Below are 17505 nucleotides of genomic sequence, written 5' to 3'. Positions count from 1 at the left end.
GCCGCCGAAGCGGCGGCCACCGAGGTCAGCCCGCGAGGGATTCGAGCTCGGACTGCAGGTCGGCGAGCGCATCCTCGACGCTCTTGTCGCCGGTGATGGCCGCGTAGACCTCGTCCTGGATCACGGCGGTCGTCTCCCCGTACTTGACGACCTTCGGTCGCGGCTGGGCGTTCTCGAGGGAGGTCAGCAGCGTCGGGAGATACGGGTACTTGGCGGTGACGGCCTCGTCTTCGAAGAAGGAGCCGTAGACCGGTGCCCGCGAACTCAGCTCGAGGCGCGCCTCCTCCTGCTCCTGGCCGGTGAAGAACTGGATGAACTCCAATGCCGTCGCCTTGTTCTCGGCGTTGGCGGCGATCGCCAGGTTGCGTCCTCCGAGGGTCGAGACGCCGGCTTCTTCCGCGCCGGGGATCGGGGACACGCCGAACTTGCCCGCCACCGCGCTGGAGCCGTCCTCCGCGCTGAGCGACTTGAAGATGTACGGCCAGTTGCGCAGGAACACGAGCTTGCCGTCCTGGAAGGCCTGTCGTCCCTGTTCCTCCTGGAACGTGATCGCCTCTTCGGGGATGGTGCCGTCGGCGAATCCGTCGACCAGGAACTGGAGTGCCGCCTTCGCCTCCGGAGTGTCGACGTCGGGTCGGCCATCCTCGGTGAACAGCGTGCCCCCTGCCGAGGCCACCGCTTCGCTGAAGTTGACGGTCAGTCCCTCATTCTTGTCGAACTGTCCCGCATAGCACGACATCCCCTGCGCCTCCGGAAGCGCGAGCACCTTGTCGCACGCGGCGCGCAGGTCGTCCCACGTCGTGGGGGGCTCGGTCACCCCTGCCGCAGTGAGCAGATCGGTGCGCGAGTAGAGCAGAGCGCCGTCCGTGTAGTACGGGGCTGCGAAGAGAGTGTCACTGTAGGTCGCCGCGTCCACGGTGGCCGGGATCAGATCATCCGTCGGGAGCGCGTCGTCCGGCAGGGGCACGATCCAGCGGTTCGCGGCGAACTCCGACGTCCACACGACGTCGAGGTTCAGCACGCTGTACGCATCGCTCTCGATCTGCGCGTTCTGCGCGAGCTGCTGACGCTGCTGGTCCGCGTCGAGCGGCAGTTCGATCCACTCGACCTGCTCGTCGGGGTGCTCGGCGTTCCAGACGTCGATGCTCTTCTGCGCCGCGCCGGATGCGTCCGGGCTGCTGACGTAGGTGATCGGGCCGCGTCCGGTGAGCTCGTCGGTCGCAGCGCTCTCGTCGCTGCTGCCAGCGGCGCAGCCCGTGAGCGTGAGGGCGGCGCCCCCTAGCAGAGCGGTGGCTGTGAGCAGCGGGGCGCTGTGGCGTCGTCGCCTCATGTCGTTCTCCTTGTTTATCGTTCGGTGAGGGGTCAAGGGGGTCAAGGGGTTCGTCGGGCTGGGCCTGTCGACCCGCGCTCGATGAGCCGGTGGGGCAGGATGCGCGCGCCGCCATTGCCGGCGTCGAGCAGGTGGTGCACGGCGACCTCCCCCATGCGTTCGAGTGGCTGCGCGACAGTGCTGAGGGCCGGGTGAACGTGCTGTGCGGTGCGGGTGTCGTCGAATCCGAGCACGGACACGTCGTCGGGGACCCGACGTCCGAGGCGCTGCAGTTCGTTGACGACAGCGGCCCCCATCTCGTCGCTCAAGGCGAAGACGGCGGTGAGGGCGGGGTCGCGCTCGAGCAGACGCCCGAGGGCGGGCGGGGCGCTGTCGTAGAGCGAGTTGCCCCGCTCGAGCAACGGTGTCGCTCCCGCCTCGGTCATCGCACGCAGATACCCCCGCTCGCGCGGCGCGTTGACCAACAGTGACGTGGCATCGCCGGCGAGCAGACCGATGCGTTCGTGACCGAGCCCCAGCAGGTGGCGGGTGGCGTCGTAGGCCGCACGTTCGTCGTCGATGGCGAGACTCGGGAACTGCTTGCCGTCTCGGATGGCGACGGAGATGAGTGGCATCTTCGGGCCTGCGACGCGCCGCATGTCGGCCGTGATCGCGGCGGAGATGAGCACCACGCCTGCGGCCCGATACGTGCGCAGCGTGTGCAGGTACCCGGGCGCGAACTCGGAGCCGGGCCCGGTGCGGCCGAGCATGACGGAGTAGCCGAGTTCGCGGGCGGCCCTCTCGACACCGCTCATCACTTGCGATGCCAGAGCGTCGGACACCACGGGCGCCAAAACCCCGATCATCGTGCTCTGCATGGTCTTGAGGCCGCGGGCGAGCGTGTCGGGCTCGTAACCCAGTTCGGCGACCGCCTGCGTCACGCGATCGCGAGTGGCCGAGGAGTATCCGGGCATGCCGTTCACGACGCGGGAGACCGTCGCTGGCGAGACGCCCGCGTGGCGCGCGACGTCGCGGATGGTGGTCACGGCGTCCTCCCCGGGTGCTCGACGGCACCGCGTCGGCGGCGACGTAAACGTTTACGTGAACAAGCAGCCACGACCATACGAAGCGCCAGGGAGCCAGCGCAAACGTTTACGAAACGGGCTGCGGCGAGAAGAGCGCGTCGAGCCTCAGCCGCGCTGACGGATGCCGCTCAGTCCGCGTGCTCCGGCGGCCAGACGACGCGGAAGCGCTCGAACGACACCTCGTCGTTCTCGCTCCACTCCTCGCCGCGAGCGGCCGAGACCCGCGTGAAGTAGCGGCGGTGCGCGTCCTGCCAACTCTCGAGGGTGCGGTCGTCCTCCCCCTCGTCGAAGGCGAAGCGCTCGTCGACGGAGGTGAACGGGCCGACCCGCAGCTCGACGGTTCGCAGGATCACGCGGGGTTCACCGGCGCCGTCGCACACGATCCAGTGTCCACCGATCCGCGGCAGCAGCTCCCCGCCGTGCACGAAGTCGGCGACCAGGCCGGCTGTCGCACGCTTGCGTCCGTCGATGACGAGCTCGAGCAGTTCGTCCGCGAGTCGGGGCGAGTCGCCGAACGACTCCACCGTGTACTCGGGAGCGGCGGCGAGTCCGGAAGGATCTGTGGCGACGTAGTCGTCCCACATCCGTTTCGCCGCCTCGGTGTTCGGTGTCATCCCGTCGCTCCTTCCGGCCCTCAGGGCCAGCGACGACGATACCGGTCAGCCCCAGGCTTCAGCGGGCGCCTTCACGACGTCGGCCGGGTGATAATGCCAGTGCGCGCCGTTCTGGTAGTGGCTGCTCGCCCACGGCGACGCCCAGATGGCGCTCTCGATCTGCTCGGTGGGGGCGGATGCGGCGAAGCCGGCGACGATGTCACGGTAGCCGGAGCCGCGGTGCAGGTTCTCTGCGGCCTTCTGCGCCGCGATCACGAGGTTGTCGTAGCTGCCCAGGCCGCTACCGCCGCCAGAACCGAACCCGTTGTTGAGCGGGTTGTTGCGCTGCCACCAGTTCTTCTCGTAGTTCTCCTGGCGCATCCACCGCATCATGACGGTCACGTTCGACTCGGTGGTCGGCCAACCGCCGTAGACGAGCACCATGGTGGCCCAATCGCGGTTGGTGCCGCTCGCGGCGAGCTGCGCGATCATGTCCGTCGCCGTCATGTCGTCACGCTGGACGGTCTGCGCGGGCGCATCGGCCGGGACGGTGAAGCTCTGCAGCGCGGCGACGGGCTTCTGTGCCGCGGTCGGCTCCGGCTGGTTCGTGACGAGGGCGGTCCCGCCGAGAGCGACGACGGCGGCCACGGCGGCGCCGATCCTGACGAGCGAGCCCCGGGTCATCTCGAGCCCCCACGGCAGTCGCACGGTGCGGCGACGAGGGCGGAGGGAACGGCGGCTCGGGAGTTCGGGAGAAGTCATAGAGGAGGGAGGTGTCTGACCGGGTCGACGGATACGGACCGCCCGAGGCTAACAAAGCCTCCTGCGAGTGTCACCCCGGGATTCCCTGGGAACGCCGTCGGGCGGGTCAGGGCAGGATTGCGTCGACGTACCCGCCATCGACGCGCACGGCGCCCCCGGTCGTCGCCGACGCGAGCGGCGACGCGAGGTACGCCACCATGTTCGCGATCTCCTCCGGCTCGATCAGGCGCTGCAGCAGAGACTGCGGGCGGTGCTTGCGCATGAACTCCCGCTGCGCCTCCTCCCACGGCAGATCCTTGTCGACGAGTTCGTAGACGAAGTCCTCGACGCCGCCGGTGTGCGTCGGTCCCGCGATGACCGAGTTCACTGTGACGCCGCTGCCGGCGGCGGCCTTCGCGAACCCGCGGGAGACGGCCAGCAGCGCGGTCTTCGACATCCCGTAGTGGATCATCTCGGCCGGGATGACGACCGCCGAGTCGCTCGCGATGTTGAGCACACGTCCCCAGCCCGACGCGATCATGCCGGGCAGGTAGGCGCGGATGAGGCGGACTGCCGCCAGCACGTTGGTGTCGAAGTAGCGACGCCACTCGTCGTCGTCGATGGTCAGCGGATCGGCGGCTCCGAAGATGCCGAGGTTGTTCACGAGGATGTCGAGCTGCGGCTCCGCGGACAGCACCGCATCGGCTCCCTCGGCCCTGGTCACGTCGGCGACCACGCCGCGCACCTCGGCGGTGGCGCCTCCGCTGCGGACCCGTTCGACGGCGGCCGCGACGGATTCCTCGCGCCGGCCGTTGACCACGACGGACGCTCCCGCTGCGGCGAGCTTCTGCGCGATTGCGAGACCGATCCCCGCGGTGGAGCCGGTCACCAGCGCCGTCTTGCCGGTCAGGTCGATCATCGTGCCTCCTCCTCGTTCGAGCCGGCGTGCGGTCGGCCGGTTGTCCTCACGCGACAGCCTCTCGCACCCACACCGTCATGCTCGACCGACCCCGGTTGTTCCACGCGGCGTAGGGCACGGCCCGCACGGGAATCGGTCGCCGTCCCAGAGGCCGTTCCGGGTAGAGATCCCCCGACGGCTCGTCGGCGACGCCGTCACCGACGAGCACGTCGACGCCGAGCGCATCGTCACGCGCGACGGCGAACGAGGCGCCGCGCGGCAGGGAGATCGCGTCGAGCGGTGCGTCGTGGTCGACCCCCTCGAGGCAGAACACGAGCGGGCCGCGGTGCAGGGCGACACGACCGACCGTCGAGGTCACGCGCGGATCCGCCCAGATTCGGCGCGGCTCCATCGGCAGCTCGAGTTCGACGACGTCTCCGGGGCTCCACCGCCGGGAGAGCCGCACATAGCCGCCGTCGAGCACCGTGCCCACGTCGAGCGGCTCCCCCACAACACGCAGAACCGCGCCCTGCCGAGCCCACTCGGGCAGCCGCACCGCGAGGATGAATTCGCTCTCGGCATCCGCTTCGATCTCGATGCGCACCGCGCCGTCATGCGGATACTCCGTCGAGACGCGTAGCCCGACGGCCGTCTCGTCGAACCGGAACCGCGCGGTGCCCGCGACGAACAGGTCGACGACCGCCTCGTGGTCGCCCTGCGCGTACGCGTAGTACTCGAGCGACTGCGTCAGCCGGGCGAAGTTGGGCGGGCAGCAGGCGACGCCGAACCACTCCTTGCGCTCCACCGACCCGTCGCTCGCGAGCGGGTTGCCGTAGAAGTAGCAGACGCCGTCGGCCGACGCCCCGCTCAGCACCGCGTTGTAGAGGGCGCGCTCGAGCACGTCGATGTAGCGTCCCTCACCGGTGAGCAGCGCCATCCGCTTCGCCCACAGCACGAGCCCGATGGCCGCGCAGGTCTCGGCGTAGCCGGATGCGTCCGGCAGCTCGTAGGGACCGGCGAAGCCCTCGATGGAGGGGTCGGCGCCCAGTCCGCCGGTGACGTACAGCTTCGTGCCGGTGAGGTCGTCCCACAGCCGTTCGCATGACTCGCGCAGGGCGGCGTCGTCGAGCTCCTGCGCGAGATCCGCCATCGCGGAGTACAGGTACATCGCGCGGACGGCGTGACCCACGACCTCGCGCTGCTCCCGCACGGGCAGGTGACTCTGGTTGTACTCGCGGAACCGCTGCGGGTGCGCGTCGCGGTCGGGGAACACGTGGCCGAAGTAGCCGGGCGTCCCGCGCCGCTGCGCCTCGAGCTCGAAGTAGAACGGCTGTGTGCCGCGCGCGTCGATGAGTCGCGCAGCGAGGTCGAGGTATCGCCGCTCCCCCGTGGCGCGGTACAGCTTCACGAGCGCGAGCTCGATCTCCTCGTGACCGTCGTAGCCGCCCTCCGCCGCACCGCCCGGGGCGAACTCGCGGTCGATGAGATCGGCCAACCGCCGCACGATGCCGAGCAGCGTCGTCTTGCCGGTCGCGGCGTGGTGCGCCACCCCGGCCTCGATGAGGTGCCCGGCCACGTACAGCTCGTGGGCGTCGCGCAGGTCGGTGAACCGTTCCCCCGGGCGCACGACGGTGAAGTACGTGTTGAGGTAGCCGTCCTCCTGCTGGGCGCCGGCGAGCGCCTCGATGACCTCATCGACGCGCCGCTCGAGGGCGGCATCCGGATGCGTCGCGAGGCTGTAGCTCGCCGCTTCGATCCACTTCGCGACATCCGACTCCCAGAACACGTGCGGCTCGTTCGGGTCGCCCGGCTTCCACGCGTGGGCGAGCGCCTCGATCTGGCCCCCGGTGCGCAGCATGTGCTCCTGCTGCGGCAGCGTCGCGGTGCGCACCGTCTCGCGGCGGGGCGCCCAGAACGCGTCGTCGATGACGACGTCGGTGATCGGCAGGGAGCTGCGGCGGGTCGAAGCGGGCATGTGTCCTCCAGTGCGGCGCGGTCGTGGACACCCCCAGTCAACCGGGCGGGACCTGAGACCGCGAGTCGGCTGAACCGACGCTCAGCCCGCCGCGACCTCCGACCTTCCTGAGTGACTTCCCCGCGGAGCATGCCGAGCACGATGCCCGGGTGAGGATGGCGCGCGGAGGGCACACATGAGAGCAATGGTGTACCGCGGGCCGTACAAGGTGCGCGTCGAAGAGAAGGACATGCCGCGCATCGAGCATCCGAACGATGCCATCGTGCGCGTGACGCGCGCCGCGATCTGCGGCTCGGATCTGCACCTGTATCACGGGCTCATGACGGACCTCAGGGTCGGTCACACGTTCGGACACGAGTTCATCGGTGTGGTGCACGAGGTCGGATCGTCGGTGCAGAACCTCAAGCCCGGCGACAAGGTCATGGTGCCGTTCAACATCTACTGCGGTTCGTGCTTCTTCTGCGCACGCGGGCTCTACTCCAACTGCCACAACGTCAACCCGAACGCGACCGCGGTCGGCGGCATCTACGGCTACTCGCACACCACCGGCGGTTACGACGGCGGACAGGCCGAGTACGTGCGAGTGCCCTTCGCCGACGTCGGCCCCTCGATCATCCCCGAGTGGCTGGACGACGAGGATGCGCTCATGCTCACCGACGCGTTCTCGACGGGGTACTTCGGAGCGCAGCTGGGCGACATCGTCGAGGGCGACACGGTCGTCGTGTTCGGCGCCGGTCCGGTGGGCCTCGCCGCAGCACAGTCGTCGTGGCTCATGGGCGCGGGCCGGGTCATCGTGGTGGATCACCTCGACTACCGCCTCGAGAAGGCGCGCACGATGTCGCACGCCGAGACGCTCAACTTCGCGGAGTACGACGACATCATCGTCGAGCTGAAGAACCAGACCGAGAACCTCGGAGCCGACGTCGTGATCGAGGCCGTGGGAGCCGAGGCGGACGGGAACCTGCTGCAGCACATCACCGGCTCGAAGCTCAAGCTGCAGGGCGGGTCCCCCATCGCCTTGAACTGGGCCATCGACTCCGTCCGCAAGGGTGGAACGGTGTCGGTGCTGGGCGCCTACGGACCCATCTTCAGCCTCGTCAAGTTCGGCGACGCGGTGAACAAGGGGCTCACCCTGCGCATGAACCAGGCGCCGGTGAAGCGGCAATGGCCGCGGCTGTTCGAGCACATCCGGAACGGCTACATCAAGCCGAGCGACATGATCACCCACCGGATCCCGCTCGAGCACATCGCCGAGGGGTACCACATGTTCTCGTCGAAGCTCGACGACTGCATCAAGACCGTCGTCATCCCGAACAGCGAAGCCTAGGAGTCCCCGTGGCCTATCCCGCCGAGAAGCAGAATCCCGCACCCTCCGCCGACGAGCTCCGCGCCCGCATTCCCGGCTGGGGTGCCGACCTCGATCCCGCGAACCGTCCCTCGTTCCCTCGCGAGCGGCGTGACCTCGACTCGGGTGCGCATTGGGACCTCCCCGAATCGCAACCCCAGTCCGGACCGCGCGAGCGGTCCATCGAGCACAAGTCGATGACACCGGTGTTCGGCACCGCCCAGCCGCTCAAGGGGCTCTCCGGGGTGATCCGCGGGTACGCGTACCGACGCTTCAGCGAGGGGCGCGCCGCCCATTGGCTGCTGCTCATCGTCGGCGACCGGGTCGACGCGATCGAGAGCCACCTCGCATCGTTCGCGACCACCCGTCCCGACAACCCGATCACCGAGACCGGCATCCTCAGCGAGTTCCGCCGGCACCCGATCTCGTCGCGCTACGGACGCAACCGGGTCGATGTGAACCACACCTGGCTCGACCCGATCCTCGTGGCGGGCCCGTGGGTGCTCGCGGGCGTGGTGGCGTTCAAGGTCGTACGGCGGCTCGCCCGCCGCTAGGTCCCCGATCGGTCATCGCCGCCGGGATTCGTACCGGGGAGTCAGCGAGAGCGGATGCCCGACTCGGCGCGCCGCCGACCGCGGCGCTTCACCGGCGTGTCGCTCGGAACATCCGCTCCCGCTGCCGCCAGACGGCAGGCGCGACTAAGGCCGGGCCCTCGGCGAGCGGCATCCGGGCCGCCCGGCCGACGGCAGCGGAACGGACTACTCCGCGACGGCGGGGGCTCGGCGTCTGTCGCGACGCGGCGGCTTGCCGACCGTGGTGCCGTGCGGCGGTTCGTCGCCGCTCCACGCCTTCGCGATCGCCCAGGCGGATGCGACGAGCGGCACCGACAGGATGGCGCCGGTGATGCCGGCGAGGATGGTGCCGGCGGTGATCGCGAGCAGCACGACGAGCGCGTGCAGTTGCAGCGAGCGGCCGAGCACGACCGGCTGCAGGAAGTTCCCCTCGATCTGGTTCACGGCGACGACGATGATCACGATGATGATGGCCGGCCACAACCCCGCGGTCACGAGCGCGACGAGCGCCGCGAGCACGCCTGCGGCGGTCGCGCCCACGATCGGCACGAATGCGAAGACGAACACGAGCACCGCGAGCGGAAGCGCGAGCGCGAACGGGATGCCGACCGCGAAGAGTCCGATGCCGATGAACACCGCGTCGACGAGGGCGACGAGCGCCGTGCCGCGCACGTAGCCGCCCATCACCTCGAGGGCGCGACGCCCGGAACGCTGCGCCTTCACGTGGTAGCGGCCCTGGAAGGGGCGGATGAGGAACTCGAAGATGCTCGCGCCGTCGCGCAGGAAGTAGAAGAGCACGAAGGCGAAGAGCACCGTGCCGGTGATGAGCTCGACCGCGCTCGAGACGCCGGAGATGGCGCCCGAGGTGAACGAGGAGCTGGTGAGGAACTCCTGCACCTGCGCCACCGCGTCGTCGATGGCCTCCTGGTCGGTCGCGATGCCGAACCCCTCCGCGATCTCGCGCAGCTGCTCCACGCCTTGCGTGGCGGATTCGACGAGCTGCGGCCACTGCGATCGCACCGCGAAGACGATGCCGGTCACGAGGCCGCCGAGACCGAGCACGGCGACGACCAGCACGAGCGCGGCGCCGGCGACGCGCGGGAGGCCCCGACGGTGGAGGGCTTCGACGATCGGGCCGAGCGCGGCGGCGACGATCAACGCGAGCAGCACCGGGATCACCACGAGTCGCAGCGCTATCGCCGCGTACACGATCCCGATGATCGCGATCACGAGGATGATGCTCTGCAGCGTGCGGGTGGCCACCTTGCCGAACTTGTCGGCCCACAGGCCCGCGGGCGGAGGCGGGGTCACGGAGTCGTCCGTCGTGTACCGGCGCGAGAAGGGCATGGTCCGAGCCTAGGAGGCGCGTCCCACCGCATCCGGTGTGAGGCGGGGCGCCGGGCGAATCGTCAGGATGCGGAGGCGCGGGCGTCGAGGGCGGTGAGCACGCGCGTCGCGGATTCTCCGAGCCCCCAGCGCGTGGTGAGCTCCGCGAATCGCGCGCGACCGGCATCCGGGACGCCGATGCTCGCGTCGAACGGCGGCAGGTCGAGGTCGCGCACGACGGCGACCACCGCCGGCGCCTTCGAGAGGTAGTCGGCCGCGCCCCGGATCTTCGCCGCCATCGTCGCCGAGATGCCCGACGCGGGTGCGGCGTCGGCGGCGGCGATGATGCCCCCGAGGTCGCCGTGGTCGCGCAGCAGTCCCGCGGCCGTCTTCTCGCCGATTCCGGGCACGCCGGGCAGTCCGTCGGAGGTGTCGCCGCGCAACGTGGCGAAGTCGGCGTACTGGGACGGAGAGACGCCGTACTTGCCCCGCAGCACTTCATCCGTCACGATCTCGAGCCGGCTCATGCCGCGCGCGGTGTAGATGACGCGCACCTCGCGGTCGTCGTCGGCCACTTGGAACAGGTCGCGGTCTCCGGTGACGACGTCGACGGGCCCGGATGCGGTGGTCGCGAGGGTGCCGATGATGTCGTCGGCCTCGTAGCCCGGCTTGCCGACGATGGCGATCCCGAGCGCGGTCAGCGCCTCGACGATGACCGGCACCTGCACGTTCAGCGGGTCCGGCACGACCTCGACGTCCGGTCCGACCTCGACCTCCTCCGCGAGGCGGTGCGTCTTATAGCTCGGGATGAGGTCGACCCGCCACTGCGGGCGCCAGTCGTCGTCCCAGCAGGCCACGAGCTCGTCCGGGCGGAACTCCGTCACGAGACGGGCGATCATGTCGAGCAGTCCGCGCACGGCGTTCACGGGGGTGCCGTCGGGCGCCGTGACGGTGTCGGGCACCCCGTAGAACGCCCGGAAGTAGAGGGCGGCCGTGTCGAGCAGCATGAGGCGTCCGGTGGTCACGCATTCAGTGTGCCGCACCGCGGCTCCGCGTCCCGGTTGTTTATCGCATCCGCACTGGGTAGCGTGCGGGCATCCGCGCTCGACGAGGAGATCTCTCATGACCCAGGTGCGTATCGCCGGTATCGCGATCGACGTTCGAGGGCAGCACGTCGTGCTCCTCAAACCGATGGCGGGGAACCCCAGGACCGACCGCGTGCTCCCGATCTGGATCGGCGAGCAGGAGGCGACGTCGATCCTCATCGCGATCGAGGGAGCGCAAGCACCGCGGCCGCTGTCGCACGACCTGATGAAGACGCTGCTCGAGACGGTCGGCGCGACGGTCGAACGCGTCGAGGTGACCCGGCTCGACGAGGGCACCTACTTCGCCGAGTTGTCGTTGCGGGTCGACGGTCGCCCGGTGTCGATCGACTGCCGGCCCTCCGACGCGATCGCCCTCGCGTCGCGCACGGGCGCCCCGCTGTGGGTGGCCGACGAGGTGATGGCCGCCGCGTCGGTCGACGACGACTTCACGAGCGAACCGGATGAGGAGGAGAAGCTCGAGGAGTTCAAGAAGTTCCTCGACGAGGTCGACCCGGAGGACTTCCAGGGCTGAGCCCGCCGCATCCGGCCAGACAAAGCAGAAGGCCCGGAACCAGTGGTTCCGGGCCTTCTGTGGTGGTTGCGGGGGCAGGATTTGAACCTACGACCTCTGGGTTATGAGCCCAGCGAGCTACCGAACTGCTCCACCCCGCGGCGCATGGAAAAGCCTAGCACAGCGGGGCGGGGCGGTTATTCGCTCGCGGCGATGGCCCGTTCGATCGCGTCCTGCAGTGCCTCGTCGGCCTGAGCCGCGGCGACGAGGTCGTTCCGCGCGTACGCGGCCTCGCGGTCTTGCAGCGCCTGGCGCGCATCCGCCAGCGCCTGGGCGAGGGCGTCGCCGCCCGTGCTCGGCTCCTCGGCGGGAGGCGTCTCGGTGCCCGGCTCCTCCGCCGGCGGCTCCTCGGCCGGCGGCTCCTCCGCGCCCGGCTGGTCTTCCGGATCGGTCGGTTCCACGTCCGTGTCACCGGCATCCGCACCGGAGTCGCCGCCGAACAGGGTGTCGAGCGCCTGATCGAGGGTGTCTTCGAACGCGATGTCGTTACCGAACGCCACAAGCACCTTGCGCAGCAGCGGGTACCCGGATTCGCCAGTGGCGCGCACGTACACGGGCTGCACGTAGAGCAGACCGCCGCCGACCGGGAGGGTCAGCAGGTTGCCGCGCCGCACCTCGGTGTTGCCGCGCTCGAGCAGCGCGAGCTGGTTGGCCACCTCGGTGTCGGAGCTGAAGGTGTTGAAAACCTGCCCCGGTCCGGGCACCTGACCCTCGGGGAGCGTCAACATCGTGAGCTTGCCGTAGTCCTCCCCCGGATCGGAGTTCGCGGTGAGGTAGCCGGTGAGCACGTTGCGCGCGTTCTGCCCGGAGTTGTTCGGGATGAACGTCGAATAGAGCGTGAACGCCGGCTGCTCCGTGCCCGGCACCTGCATGGTCAGGTAATACGGCGGCTGCAGCGTCGGGTTCGACGACGAGGCCGTCGGGTCGTTCGGCGTGCTCCACGCCTCGTTGCCCTGGTAGAACGAGTTCGCCGTGTCGACGTGGTAGCGCTCGAGCACCGACCGCTGCACCTTGAACAGGTCCGCCGGGTAGCGCACGTGGTCGAGCAGCTGGTCGCTCATCTCGCTCATCGGCTCGAGCGTCGACGGGAAGATCTTCTGCCACGTCTTCAGCACCGGGTCCTGGTCGTCCCACGCGTAGAGCGTGACCGTGCCGTCGTACGCGTCGACGGTCGCCTTCACCGAGTTGCGGATGTAGTTGATGTTGTCGAGCGGGAAGTTCGGCCGCGGCTGGTAGGTGTCCGCGATCGTCTCCGACAGGCTGTTCGTGTCGGAGTACGGGTAGTTCGCGCTCGTCGTGTACGCGTCGACGATCCAGACGATCTTGCCGTCGACGACCGCGGGGTACGGGTCGTTGTCGAGCGTCAGGTACGGAGCGACCTTCTGGATGCGCGTGGCCGGGTCACGATCGTAGAGGATCTGCGACTGGTCGTTCACCGCGTCGGAGAGGAAGATCTGCTCCGACTGGAACTTGAGCGCGTAGAGCAGGCGCTTGAACACGTTGTCGAGCTTCGGTCCACCGTCGCCGTCGAACGTGAAGCGCGGGCTCTCCGACTCGTCCTCGCCGGCGGTCGGGTAGTCGATCTCGCGGGCGTTGGCGCCCTCGTCCGCACCGACGATCGAGTACTCGGGCGACGTCTCGCCGAAGTAGATGCGCGGTTCGAACTCGCCGAGGCCGCCGCTGAGCGGGATGCCCGACTCGAGGAACACCGGCTCGCCGTCATCCGCGCGCTGGTTCCCGTACGCCGCGACGACGCCGTAACCGTGCGTGTAGATGATGTGGTCGTTGAGCCAGCCGCGGGAGCTCTGGCCCTCCTGGTTGAGCTCACGCAGCGCGATCACGGTGTCCTGCGTGGCGCCGTCGATCTCGTAGCGGTCCACGTCGAGGTACTCGGGGAACTGGTAGAACTGCCGCACCTGCTCGAGCTGCCGGAAGGTGTCCGAGACGAGCGCCGGGTCCACGATGCGGATGTTCGCCGTGGTCTCGGCATCTTCGCGCAGCGCGCCGGCCGTGGCGTCGGTCGTCGCGTTGTAGGGCTGCTCCTCGACGCCGTCCACGTTGTAGGCGGCGCGGGTCGCATCGATGTTGCGCTGGATGTACTCCTCTTCGAGGGTCTGCGCGCTCGGCTCCACCTGGAAGCGCTGCACGATCCAGGGGTACACGGAGCCGATGAGCAACGAGGTCACGAGCAGCAGCGCGGTGCCGATGATCGGCAGGCGCCAGCGGCCGATCACCGCGGTGACGATGAAGAGGATCGCCACGAGCGCGGCGACGCCGGCGAGGATCGCGCGGCTCGGGATGGTGGCGTTCGCCACGGTGTAGCCGGCGCCGGTCTCGAGGAAGCCCTCGTGCGAGGAGTACAGCGTCGTGTACTGGTCGAGCCACAGGCTCACGGCCTGCAGCGCGAGGTAGATGGCGCCGGTGACGGCGAGCTGGATGCGTGCGGTGCGGGAGATGCGCACCTCGCGGCCGTTCACGCGGAGCGCGCCGTAGAGGTAGCTCGTCGCGAGCGCGCCGACCGCGCACAGCAGCACGACGGCCGAGGCGAAGCCGACGACCCCGTGGTAGAAGGGCAGCTCGAACACGTAGAACGAGATGTCGAGCCCGAACTGCGGGTCGGTCTCACCGAACGGCGTGCGGTTGAGCCACTGCAGCACGACGGGCCACCGCGACGCCGTCGAGACGCCGGCGAAGAGACCGAGCACGATCGGGATGCCCAGCATCGCGACGCGACGCAGCGGTTCGACGACCTGCTGGTAGCGGTCGAGCTGCGAGTTGAGCTTCGCGTACATCGGCCGGAACCGGAACGCGATGAACAGGCTCGCCCACACCGGAAGCGCCATGCCGAGGAAGCCCACACCGAACATGGCGGCCTGCGCACCCCACTGGGTGAGGAGCACGCCGAGGTAGTCGACCTGCTCGTACCAGAGCACGTCGGTGTACAGGCTCGCGAAGATGAAGAACCCGATGACGATCACGGCGAGCACCGCGGCGACGACCGCGATGGTGGCTCGAGTTCGATTGGCGGGCGGGTTTGCTGTGGACAAGGGGCACCCTCGGCTCAGGAACTGGGTCGGGCCCCCATCCTATGGGGGACAGACTGCGAGAACGCCGGAGTTGAGGTCCGTTCGCTGAGGGCATGCGCGGGTGCCGAGCCCCGGCGGATGTGGCCGTCAGCCGGCGAAAGCCTCGCAGCCGGGCAGATCCGCCGTGTCCCCCGCGGCGATGCCCTCGACAGCCGCCTCGGCATCGTCGAGCGTCTGCACCGCGAACACCTCGAGCCCCTCCGGCACGTTGCCGACGACCTCCTCGCAGTTGCCCGCGGGGGCGAGGAACCAGTCGGCACCGCTGCCGAGCGCGCCGTACATCTTCTGCCGGATGCCGCCGATCGGTCCCACCTCACCGGCCGCCGTGATCGTGCCCGTGCCGGCGACGTTCTCGCCACCGTTGAGCTCGCCCGGGGTGAGCTTGTCGATGATCCCGAGCGCAAACATCATCCCGGCGCTCGGTCCGCCGACGTCGTCGAGTTCGATGTCGACCGCGAACGGGAAGTCGTATTCGCTGCCGACGGTGATGCCGAGCACGGGCTTGCCGTCGGGGCCGGGCACCGGGGTGAGCTCCTCGGTCACCTGCTCGCCGTCCCGGTCGACCACGACCTCCGCGGCGGCGTCCGTGCCGTTCTCGGCGATCGCCTCGCGCAGCGAGGTCACGTCGGTGAACGCCTCGCCGTTGAGAGACACGATCCGGTCGCCCTCTCGAAGCACCCCGTCCGCGGGCAGACCATCTGTCGTGGCGACGATCGTGAGCGTCGACGTGTACTCGTAGTCGAGTTCGGTCATCGCGGCCGCGATGGCCTCCTGCTTCGAGTTCTCCATGTCGACCCGGCTCTGCTCGTTCGACTGCTCGAGCGTGGTCCCGGGAGGGAAGACCTCGGCGACGGGCACCACCTTCTTGCTCGGGTCGAACCAGGCGAGCGCGATGTCGATCCAGGTCGGCAGCTGCTGCGGGTTGCCCGACACCGTGACGGTCAGCAGGCTCAGCGCGCCGTCGGTCTCGAAGGTCTCCTGATCCGGGATCTGGATGAGCGGACGCTCCTCCCCGCCGACCCGCGTGTCGCCGAGGGTGTTGAACACGGGTCCCGGACGTTCGATCACGTAGGGGGCCGGTGTCACCGCGATGACGAGGGCGGCGACGAGCCCGACGATGACGAGGAGCCAGCCGACCCAGGTCGACCGGCGCGCTCCGTGAGGCACGTCGGGTTCGACGTCGGTGAACAGGACCACTGCGCTCCTTCCAAGCGATCGGGGCGACGTGTTCGCCACGGGCGCACGCGCAGACGCCCCAGCCTAGGTCGATTCCGGGTTCCGGGCGGGGCGCACGGACTAGCGTAGATCGCATGGCTGACGATCCGCGGGACGAGCCCGACGAGTTCCGTGACATGCTCCGGGACTTCCTCTCCGGCAACTCCGACATCGACCCGTCGAAGCTCGCGGGAGCGGCGGGATTGCCCAACGACCCCGAGATGGTGGCCCGGCTCATCGCGCAGCTGCAGAGCGCGCTGCAATCCAGCGGCGACGGCATCAATTGGGGTCTCGCTCTCGAGCAGGCCCGGTCGATCTCGACCCGCACCTCCGTGCCCACTCTGCCCGCCGAGCGCTCTCAGCTCGAGCAGGCGTTCCACGTCGCCGCACTGTGGCTCGACGAGGCCACCTTCGTGGCCGAGCTGCCCTCCACTCCGCGGTTGATGAGCCGCACTGAGTGGGCTCAGGCCACCATGCCCGTCTGGACCCAGCTCGCCGAACCCGTCGCCACCTCCATCGCGAACGCCCTCACCGACGTGCTGCGCGATCAGGCGCCGGAGGAGATGGCCGGCCTGCTGCAGAACGCCGGGCAGCTCATGCGCAACGTCGGCGGCACCTTGTTCGCGATGCAGCTCGGCCAGGTCGTGGGTCAGCTCTCCACCGAGGTGGTCTCCGGCGGCGACGTCGGCATCCCGCTGCTCGACGAGGAGGCGGCGCTCATCCCCCAGAACGTCGCCGGATTCGGAACGGGCCTCGACATCCCGGTCGACCAGGTGCAGCTGTACCTCGCGGTCCGCGAGCTCGCGCACGCGCGTCTGTTCCGCCACGCCAAGTGGCTGCGCCTGCGGTTGCTGACCTCGATCACCGAGTTCGCGCACGGCATCCGCATCGACACCGAGCGGCTCGAGCAGCTCGCGGCCGACTTCGATCCGCAGAACCCCGAGGAACTGCGTCAGGCGATGACGAGCGGCGCCCTGATCCCGCCGAAGACCGACGAGCAGCTCGCCGCCCTGGAACGCCTCGAGACGATGCTCGCCCTCATCGAGGGCTGGGTGGATGTCGTGACGGCCGAGGCGACCACGCGTCTCCCCCGCGCGGACGCGATCGCCGAGACGGTGAAGCGCCGTCGGGCATCCGGTGGGCCCGCCGAGTCGGCATTCGCGACGCTCGTCGGACTCGAGCTGCGGCCGCGACGCCTGCGCGAGGCCGCCGCGATGTGGCGTGCCGTGACGGATGCCGTCGGCGCCGAGCGACGCGACGCCCTGTGGTCGCACCCCGACCTGGTGCCCGTCGGGTCGGACATCGACGACCCCGCGGCGCTCACCGCCCGCCTCACCGGCCCGGCGCCGGAACCGGACGACTTCGACCGCGCGCTCGAGGACCTGCTCGGCGACGAGGGAACGGACCGGCCCAAGGAGGCGTGAGCGCCGCTCCTCCCCAACCTCTGTCGGGAGCTTCTCGCGGCTCTCGTTGTGGACGGCCGGCCCGCAGCCCGTCGCGCCGTCGCATCATGACGGAATGTCGTTGCGTCTCGACCCCCGCATCCCCCTCGTCTGGCGCACCCCCGACTCCGTGCAATTCGGCGTGGATCATCCGGTGGCCCGCCTCGACGGGGTCAGTGCACTCGACGAACGTCTGCTGCAGGCGCTCGCCACCGGGGCGCCGCGCGGAGTGCTCCGCGCGGTCGTGCACGGCGACGACGCG

At 69.5% G+C, this 17505-nt stretch carries 14 protein-coding genes and 1 tRNA gene; 4 read left to right on the top strand and 11 right to left on the bottom strand.

All coding sequences use genetic code 11. The annotated features are described in order from the left end of the window. Positions 1–25: 25 nt before the first annotated feature. The 6 genes from CLV46_RS05885 to CLV46_RS05860 all read right to left on the bottom strand — a co-directional run bounded on the left by CLV46_RS05885 (position 26) and on the right by CLV46_RS05860 (position 6601). Positions 26–1330: an ABC transporter substrate-binding protein gene (locus CLV46_RS05885; RefSeq protein ID WP_100363915.1), complete on the bottom strand. Its 1305-nt coding sequence runs from the start codon at positions 1328–1330 to the stop codon at positions 26–28. Between the two features lie 41 nt (positions 1331–1371). Then, positions 1372–2355, bottom strand: a complete 984-nt coding sequence (locus CLV46_RS05880) for a LacI family DNA-binding transcriptional regulator (protein ID WP_100363914.1) — start codon at positions 2353–2355, stop codon at positions 1372–1374. Positions 2356–2522: 167 nt separating this feature from the next. Then, complete coding sequence (locus CLV46_RS05875) at positions 2523–3008, bottom strand: ASCH domain-containing protein (RefSeq protein ID WP_245866572.1); 486 nt, start codon at positions 3006–3008, stop codon at positions 2523–2525. A 45-nt stretch (positions 3009–3053) separates the two neighbouring features. After that, on the bottom strand, positions 3054–3671 hold the full coding sequence (locus CLV46_RS05870; protein ID WP_157802240.1) for a hypothetical protein: 618 nt from the start codon (positions 3669–3671) through the stop codon (positions 3054–3056). A 184-nt stretch (positions 3672–3855) separates the two neighbouring features. Next, on the bottom strand, positions 3856–4647 hold the full coding sequence (locus CLV46_RS05865; RefSeq protein WP_100363912.1) for an SDR family NAD(P)-dependent oxidoreductase: 792 nt from the start codon (positions 4645–4647) through the stop codon (positions 3856–3858). Between the two features lie 46 nt (positions 4648–4693). Then, positions 4694–6601, bottom strand: a complete 1908-nt coding sequence (locus CLV46_RS05860) for a glycoside hydrolase family 127 protein (protein ID WP_100363911.1) — start codon at positions 6599–6601, stop codon at positions 4694–4696. A 175-nt stretch (positions 6602–6776) separates the two neighbouring features. On the opposite strand from CLV46_RS05860, the gene CLV46_RS05855 reads away from it, so the two are divergent. Both CLV46_RS05855 and CLV46_RS05850 read left to right on the top strand, forming a co-directional pair. Next, positions 6777–7928, top strand: a complete 1152-nt coding sequence (locus CLV46_RS05855; RefSeq protein ID WP_100363910.1) for a zinc-dependent alcohol dehydrogenase — start codon at positions 6777–6779, stop codon at positions 7926–7928. An 8-nt stretch (positions 7929–7936) separates the two neighbouring features. After that, positions 7937–8500: a hypothetical protein gene (locus CLV46_RS05850; protein WP_100363909.1), complete on the top strand. Its 564-nt coding sequence runs from the start codon at positions 7937–7939 to the stop codon at positions 8498–8500. Positions 8501–8704: 204 nt separating this feature from the next. Here CLV46_RS05850 and CLV46_RS05845 read toward each other — a convergent pair whose 3' ends face one another. After that, positions 8705–9865 (bottom strand): AI-2E family transporter, encoded by a 1161-nt coding sequence (locus CLV46_RS05845; RefSeq protein WP_100363908.1) that lies wholly within the window; start codon positions 9863–9865, stop codon positions 8705–8707. 62 nt (positions 9866–9927) lie between these two features. Then, a complete protein-coding gene (locus CLV46_RS05840; RefSeq protein ID WP_100365918.1) occupies positions 9928–10851 on the bottom strand; it encodes a 5'-3' exonuclease in 924 nt (307 codons plus the stop codon). A 115-nt stretch (positions 10852–10966) separates the two neighbouring features. Between CLV46_RS05840 and CLV46_RS05835 the strand changes: the two genes are divergently transcribed. Continuing rightward, positions 10967–11461: a bifunctional nuclease family protein gene (locus tag CLV46_RS05835; RefSeq protein ID WP_100363907.1), complete on the top strand. Its 495-nt coding sequence runs from the start codon at positions 10967–10969 to the stop codon at positions 11459–11461. A 63-nt stretch (positions 11462–11524) separates the two neighbouring features. Here CLV46_RS05835 and CLV46_RS05830 read toward each other — a convergent pair. The 3 genes from CLV46_RS05830 to CLV46_RS05820 all read right to left on the bottom strand — a co-directional run bounded on the left by CLV46_RS05830 (position 11525) and on the right by CLV46_RS05820 (position 15783). Beyond that, positions 11525–11601: transfer RNA gene (locus tag CLV46_RS05830), tRNA-Met, on the bottom strand. Between the two features lie 36 nt (positions 11602–11637). After that, entirely contained in the window at positions 11638–14547 is a 2910-nt protein-coding gene (locus tag CLV46_RS05825) for a UPF0182 family membrane protein (RefSeq protein WP_245866570.1), read from the bottom strand. A gap of 126 nt (positions 14548–14673) precedes the next feature. Then, a complete protein-coding gene (locus CLV46_RS05820) occupies positions 14674–15783 on the bottom strand; it encodes a YlbL family protein (RefSeq protein ID WP_245866567.1) in 1110 nt (369 codons plus the stop codon). Between the two features lie 113 nt (positions 15784–15896). Here CLV46_RS05820 and CLV46_RS05815 point away from each other — a divergent pair, with 113 nt between their 5' ends. Then, positions 15897–17225, top strand: a complete 1329-nt coding sequence (locus CLV46_RS05815; protein ID WP_100363905.1) for a zinc-dependent metalloprotease — start codon at positions 15897–15899, stop codon at positions 17223–17225. Positions 17226–17505: the final 280 nt, after the last annotated feature.

This window comes from Diaminobutyricimonas aerilata (assembly GCF_002797715.1).
Lineage (GTDB): Bacteria > Actinomycetota > Actinomycetes > Actinomycetales > Microbacteriaceae > Diaminobutyricimonas > Diaminobutyricimonas aerilata.
Note: the sequence above shows the minus strand (reverse complement) of the source record. Positions and strands in the feature narration are given on the sequence as shown.

Excerpts from the sequence above, each read along its gene's own strand:
- CLV46_RS05885 (WP_100363915.1), bottom strand. The coding sequence starts at position 1,330 with ATGAGGCGACGACGCCACAGCGCCCCGCTGCTCACAGCCACCGCTCTG.
- CLV46_RS05875 (WP_245866572.1), bottom strand. The coding sequence starts at position 3,008 with ATGACACCGAACACCGAGGCGGCGAAACGGATGTGGGACGACTACGTC.
- CLV46_RS05870 (WP_157802240.1), bottom strand. The coding sequence starts at position 3,671 with ATGACCCGGGGCTCGCTCGTCAGGATCGGCGCCGCCGTGGCCGCCGTC.
- CLV46_RS05865 (WP_100363912.1), bottom strand. The coding sequence starts at position 4,647 with ATGATCGACCTGACCGGCAAGACGGCGCTGGTGACCGGCTCCACCGCG.
- CLV46_RS05860 (WP_100363911.1), bottom strand. The coding sequence starts at position 6,601 with ATGCCCGCTTCGACCCGCCGCAGCTCCCTGCCGATCACCGACGTCGTC.
- CLV46_RS05855 (WP_100363910.1), top strand. The coding sequence starts at position 6,777 with ATGAGAGCAATGGTGTACCGCGGGCCGTACAAGGTGCGCGTCGAAGAG.
- CLV46_RS05845 (WP_100363908.1), bottom strand. The coding sequence starts at position 9,865 with ATGCCCTTCTCGCGCCGGTACACGACGGACGACTCCGTGACCCCGCCT.
- CLV46_RS05840 (WP_100365918.1), bottom strand. The coding sequence starts at position 10,851 with ATGCTGCTCGACACGGCCGCCCTCTACTTCCGGGCGTTCTACGGGGTG.
- CLV46_RS05835 (WP_100363907.1), top strand. The coding sequence starts at position 10,967 with ATGACCCAGGTGCGTATCGCCGGTATCGCGATCGACGTTCGAGGGCAG.
- CLV46_RS05815 (WP_100363905.1), top strand. The coding sequence starts at position 15,897 with ATGGCTGACGATCCGCGGGACGAGCCCGACGAGTTCCGTGACATGCTC.